Origin of the sequence: Gilliamella sp. Imp1-1 (genome assembly GCF_001690415.1) — a bacterium.
GTDB lineage: Bacteria > Pseudomonadota > Gammaproteobacteria > Enterobacterales > Orbaceae > Gilliamella > Gilliamella bombi.
Map to the genome: position 1 here is coordinate 1 of NZ_LZHK01000109.1, position 5,777 is coordinate 5,777.

7 protein-coding genes are annotated in these 5,777 nt (G+C 36.5%); 5 read left to right on the top strand and 2 right to left on the bottom strand.

All coding sequences use genetic code 11. The annotated features are described in order from the left end of the window. From A9G38_RS12480 to A9G38_RS09360, 3 genes are all read left to right on the top strand, one after another. Positions 1 to 493: DDE-type integrase/transposase/recombinase (locus tag A9G38_RS12480; protein ID WP_218056516.1), on the top strand; the 493-nt coding region annotated here is incomplete at its 5' end. Then, positions 483 to 638, top strand: a complete 156-nt coding sequence (locus A9G38_RS12485) for an integrase core domain-containing protein (RefSeq protein ID WP_141671754.1) — start codon at positions 483 to 485, stop codon at positions 636 to 638. The genes A9G38_RS12480 and A9G38_RS12485, both read left to right, overlap by 11 nt. 171 nt (positions 639 to 809) lie before the next feature. Further along, positions 810 to 1,967, top strand: a complete 1,158-nt coding sequence (locus A9G38_RS09360; protein WP_034915543.1) for a M20 aminoacylase family protein — start codon at positions 810 to 812, stop codon at positions 1,965 to 1,967. Between the two features lie 68 nt (positions 1,968 to 2,035). Here the strand turns inward: A9G38_RS09360 and ygfZ are convergent, their stop codons facing one another. Next, positions 2,036 to 2,911 (bottom strand): tRNA-modifying protein YgfZ, encoded by an 876-nt coding sequence (ygfZ, locus tag A9G38_RS09365; RefSeq protein ID WP_034915540.1) that lies wholly within the window; start codon positions 2,909 to 2,911, stop codon positions 2,036 to 2,038. Positions 2,912 to 3,195: 284 nt separating this feature from the next. Between ygfZ and ilvI the strand changes: the two genes are divergently transcribed. After that, positions 3,196 to 4,914, top strand: a complete 1,719-nt coding sequence (gene ilvI, locus A9G38_RS09370; protein ID WP_034915538.1) for an acetolactate synthase 3 large subunit — start codon at positions 3,196 to 3,198, stop codon at positions 4,912 to 4,914. Beyond that, positions 4,914 to 5,408: an acetolactate synthase small subunit gene (gene ilvN, locus A9G38_RS09375; protein ID WP_034915536.1), complete on the top strand. Its 495-nt coding sequence runs from the start codon at positions 4,914 to 4,916 to the stop codon at positions 5,406 to 5,408. The genes ilvI and ilvN overlap by 1 nt, the downstream gene beginning before the upstream one ends. A gap of 90 nt (positions 5,409 to 5,498) precedes the next feature. Here ilvN and A9G38_RS12320 read toward each other — a convergent pair. After that, on the bottom strand, positions 5,499 to 5,777 hold a 279-nt coding region (locus tag A9G38_RS12320; protein WP_176700366.1), incomplete at its 5' end, for a transposase.

Genomic DNA, 5,777 nt, shown 5'->3' on the forward strand with positions numbered 1-5,777 from the left:
TTTAACCAGTAAGAATGAACGTTATAAAACCATTCGTTATGGAATTAAACGTCTGGTTAAAGTCGAAAAATCGATTGAAGATAAATTAAGACGGCAAGCTAAACGCTATAACAAAACCTATCCGGGTGAAATGTTACACGTTGATACCAAACGTTTACCTTTACTTAAAAATGAAACGAAACAGCAAACTAGAGAATATTTATTTGTCGGTATTGATGATTTTTCACGTGAGCTTTATGCGGGTATTTACCCTAATAAATCCCAATTTAGCGCGGCACAATTTTTACAAAACGATTTGTTAACCCAATGTCCTTATACTATTGAATGTGTTTATTCCGATAATGGACGTGAATATCAAGGCACCAGCGAACACTTATTTGTTAAAACGTGTAACAACCACCGTATTAATCAAAAATTCACCAAACCCGCCTGCCCACAAACGAATGGGAAAGCCGAAAGAGTGATACGAACTTTGAATTGCGATGTGGCATAATCAGCATATATTTAGCGATTCAATAGATAGAAAACAAAAACTGAAACGCTTTATTAATTTTTATAATACCGTTAAACCACATAAAGCGATTTCAGGGAAAACACCTTATGAGTTTTTAGAGGATTATTTTAACCATGAAGTGTAAACAACTCAGCGTTTTCCTACTCATAAATGTATTATTTTTTCATTAAATGCAATATATAACTAAAATTGATATCCATAGTAAAATTAGTTATTTTTATAAAAGTGAAAATCGCGTTATAGTGTTAGCTAGGTTTGTTGAACCGCAGGTTATTCACCTACTAAGGAATTACTTATGATAACTAATAGTATTAATCAATTAAAAACCGAAATGATAACATGGCGCCATCATATTCACGCCCATCCAGAAACAGCCTTTGAAGAGGTTAAAACCACGCAATTTATTATCGAAAAGTTACAATCCTTTGGTATTACCGAGTTATATACTGATTTTGCTCCAACAGGAGTTGTTGGTATTATTAAAGGTAATCGTGATGGACGATGGATTGCTCTGCGAGCTGATATAGATGCATTAGATATTATTGAAGAAAATAATATTAGTTATTGCTCAACCATTTCTGGCAAAATGCATGGGTGTGGTCATGATGGACATACTGCTATGTTACTAGGAACGGCTAGATATCTTAGCGAACACTGTGATTTTGCTGGTACTGTTGTTCTTATTTTTCAACCAGCTGAAGAAAACGAAGGCGGAGCCAGAGTAATGGTTGAAAATGGCTTATTTGAACGATTTCCGATTGAAGCAGTATATGGCATGCATAATCAACCTAATATGGAGTTAAATCACTTTTATATTAATCATGGCCCAATGATGGCATCGTATGATGTATTTGAGATCAAAATAACGGGTGTTGGTGCTCATGCCGCTGCGCCTCATCTAGGGAAAGATACAATTTTGACAGCTACGCAAATCGTAAATGGATTACAAAGTATTGTGAGCCGTAATGCTGATCCTTTAAGTTCATTGGTAGTTAGCGTAACGCAAATTCATAGTGGCGATACTTGGAATGTGTTACCACAGGAAGCGGTTATTCGCGGTACTGTTAGAACATTTAGTGCACAAGTACAAGATATGGCTGAAAATCGTATTAAACAAATAGCAACAGGTATTGCCACAACATTTGGAGTCAAGGCGGAAGTAGATTATCAACGCCGTTACCCAGCTACCATCAATTACGCTAAACAAGCTGATATTGCTATTGCAGCTGCTAAACAAGTTGTGGGACAAGATAACTTAATTATTGATCCTCTCCCTTCAATGGGTTCAGAAGATTTTGCTTTTATGCTACAAAAAATCCCTGGTGTTTATGTATGGTTGGGCGCTGGTAAAGGGGCTAATTTGCATAATCCAGCTTTTAACTTTAATGATGAAGTGTTAACAACTGGTGTAAGCTATTTTGTTGAAATAGTTAACCAAGAACTTGCTAACTAAGTTAAAACGAGATTTCAACGACAGCTGGAATAAACGTTGTGTTATCCCAGCTTATTAGTCGCAGACAATTAAAATGTCATTCGGCTATTGTCATTTCCATATACTCTAAATGGCGTATTTAAATCAATTCCATTATTAAGTACCACTTGGACGCAAACACCGTCTTTTTCGTCTAGTTTTGCCGCAGCTAACACAAGTCCCCCTTCTCGCCAACCACCGGCAAGTTTATATTCAAGTGTACTACCAATTTTAGGTAGAACATCACTCGTGCCCTTTATAACATACATACCACGAGTATTTGCTCCACGGAACTGCGCTCTAGCTACCATTTCCTGACCACAGTAACAACCTTTTTCAAAGCTGATTGCATCATAAGATTGCAAATTACAAGCTTGTGGTAATAATATTGCCATATTGTCATTATCAATGATAGGATAACCAGCTTGAAGATCAAGTTTTAGCCAGTCGCTACATGGATGTAAATCTTCAGAAATAGGCTCCGGCGTTACCATAATAACACGCATTTGCGGTAAAGGTAGTTTGATATAGGTGATATTATTTTCAGTAAAACAGTTTTTATCGCTTAATTTTTTTGTGATTCCAGGAGGGATCGCATCTCCAACCAAGCCGACCATATTTAGATCTTCGACTGGTTCGATAGTTACTTTAGAAAAAACAGCGTATTTTGTTAGTTCGGCAATCTGTTTTTTAACAACACTTTTACGCTCAATATAGTAAATATCATTACCTCGTTGAAATAACAATAAAGTACTCCACATTCTGCCTTTACTGTCGCAATGAGCAGCATAAAGAGTAGATTTTTCTGAAAGTCGGTTAATATCGTTAGTTATTTGACCTTGCAAGAAAGCTCGGTTATCCTCACCTGTAACTTTAACTAATTGCCAGTCAGCAAGAGAGGTTGGTTTAGAAGAAATATTGCTCATATTTGTACCTTTGGGTGATGAAGAATCCTAGCACCGTTATGGCTAGAAATACTTATCTCCTGAGTTTATATAAAAAATAAAAAAATAACAATAAAATCAATTAGCAATATTTAAATAAAATAGATAGATTACGGATATTATTCATAATATTTTAAAAAATACTTGTATTTGTGGATAATTTTTTCAGTAAAACGCTTAGTTAATTGACTTTAATTGATTTTGTTTATAAGTTGATGCAAAATAAACCACTAAATGACTAATCAGTTACATTGGAGACAACAACCATGGCAAAACTGTCAGGCGCAGAGATGGTTATTCAATCTTTGATTGACCAAGGAGTAAAACAGATATTTGGCTATCCCGGTGGTAGTGTTCTTGATATTTATGATGCAATTCACACATTAGGCGGTATTGAACATATATTAGTTCGCCATGAACAAGCTGCGGTACATATGGCCGATGGTTATGCTAGAGCAACAGGGAATGTTGGTGTTGTTTTAGTTACATCAGGTCCTGGGGCAACAAACACTATTACTGGTATTGCAACAGCTTATATGGATTCGGTTCCACTGGTTATATTGTCAGGACAAGTTGCCAGTAACCTAATTGGTAATGATGCATTCCAAGAATGTGACATGATCGGAATTTCGCGTCCGATTGTTAAACACAGTTTTTTAGTCAAAGATAGTAAAGATATTCCAGAAACTATCAAAAAAGCATTTTATATTGCTTCGACAGGTAGGCCCGGTCCAGTGGTTATCGATCTACCAAAAGATATTGTTAATCCAGCTAACAAATATAATTATCATTATCCAAAATCAGTTTTAATGAGATCTTACAATCCAACTATTCAAGGCCATAAAAAACAGATCAGAAAAGCATTAACCACGTTATTATCGGCTAAAAAGCCGGTGTTATTTATTGGTGGTGGGGTTATTGCCGCCGATGCTAGTGGCGAAATTAAAACACTTGCAGAAAAATTAAACTTACCTGTCGCTTCAACGTTAATGGGTATTAGTGCTTTTCCAGGAACTGATAAACATTATCTTGGTATGATAGGTATGCACGGTGTTTATGAAGCTAATATGTCCATGCATAATGCCGATGTAATTTTTGCAATTGGTGCACGTTTTGATGATCGAACAACCAATAATGTTGAAAAATATTGTCCAAAAGCCAAAATTATTCATGTTGATATTGATCCGACTTCTATTTCAAAAACTATATCTGCTTCGATTCCTGTAGTTGGAGACGCAAAAGTTGTTCTTGAAACTTTGCTGTCTATGTTAGATGAGTTAGATACAGAACGTGATCTTGACGCATTAATTGATTGGTGGAAACAGATAGAACACTGGCGATCACGTCACTGCTTAGCTTATAACCATGAAGGGCAAAGCATTAAACCACAAGAAACGATACAAGTGTTATATAAACTAACCAAAGGTGATGCATTTGTGACGACCGATGTTGGTCAGCATCAAATGTTTACTGCGCTTTATTACCCATTTGACAAACCTCGTCACTTTATCACATCTGGTGGGCTTGGCACGATGGGATTTGGTTTGCCAGCAGCGCTAGGAGTTAAATTAGCATATCCTAAAAAAACCGTTGTATGTGTAACAGGCGATGGTAGTATCCAAATGAATATTCAAGAATTATCAACTGCATTGCAATATGGCTTACCAGTATTGGTTTTAAATTTGAACAACCGCTTTTTAGGTATGGTTAAACAGTGGCAAGATATGATTTATGCTGGACGCCATTCAAGTTCTTATATGGAATCTCTACCTGATTTTGCCAAAATTGCAGAAGCCTATGGTCATGTTGGTATGGTAATAACAAAGCGTGAGGAACTAGAATCTAAACTGAAACAAGCACTGGCAATCAAAAACCGTTTAGTTTTTGTTGATGTTATGACTGATGCGACTGAACATGTATATCCAATGCAAGTTCGAGGTGGTGCAATGAACGAAATGTGGCTTAGTAAAACGGAGAGAACCTAATGCGTTATATATTATCAATCTTAACCGAAAACGAACCGGGCGCATTATCACGAATTATCGGCTTGTTTTCGCAACGTGGTTTTAATATTGAAACTATTACCACTGCTCAGACCGAAGATCCTACCATGCACCGCATGACAATTCAGACCTCGGGTGATGAGCATGTGATTGAACAAATTCAAAAGCAATTGCATAAACTTGTTAATGTTTACCGTGTTCATGATTTAACCGAAGGCCCGCATGTAGAGCGTGAAATCATGCTAGTAAAAGTAGAAGCAAAAGGTTCACAGGCACGTGATGAAGTTAAACGTTGTGCCGATATTTTTAGGGGCTCGATCGTAGATGTCACTGCAACACATTACATTGTACAACTATCGGGTACTAGCGAAAAACTAGATTCATTTTTAGCCTCAATCCGTGAAACATGCAATATTATCGAAACAGTCCGTTCAGGAATTATAGGCTTATCACGTAGTGAAAAAACAGTTAAATAGCTACATTTATAGTTAATATATTTATTAAGGCACATTGTGTGCCTTAATTTTGTTAATAGGGGCTGTTGATCTTTGCTGTACATAAATTACTCAACAATACATTGGCAGCCACATTAACATAAATGCCAGTGATACCATACTAGCATAATTCCTTTCTAACTTATCGTATCTAGTTGATATTGAACGATATTGCTTGATTCTAGCAAAGGCATTCTCGACTAAATGACGATAGCGATAAAGGCACCTATCCATACTGCTTTTATCTATATCCTTACCATAATTACGTTTAGCAATCACCGTTCGTCCGCCTTTTTGACGAACAAAGCACCGAAAAGGCTCGCTGTCATAACCTTTATCGGCTATCACTGT

Coding starts and splice junctions, on each gene's coding strand:
- A9G38_RS12485 (WP_141671754.1), top strand. CDS start 483: ATGTGGCATAATCAGCATATATTTAGCGATTCAATAGATAGAAAACAA.
- A9G38_RS09360 (WP_034915543.1), top strand. CDS start 810: ATGATAACTAATAGTATTAATCAATTAAAAACCGAAATGATAACATGG.
- ygfZ (WP_034915540.1), bottom strand. CDS start 2,911: ATGAGCAATATTTCTTCTAAACCAACCTCTCTTGCTGACTGGCAATTA.
- ilvI (WP_034915538.1), top strand. CDS start 3,196: ATGGCAAAACTGTCAGGCGCAGAGATGGTTATTCAATCTTTGATTGAC.
- ilvN (WP_034915536.1), top strand. CDS start 4,914: ATGCGTTATATATTATCAATCTTAACCGAAAACGAACCGGGCGCATTA.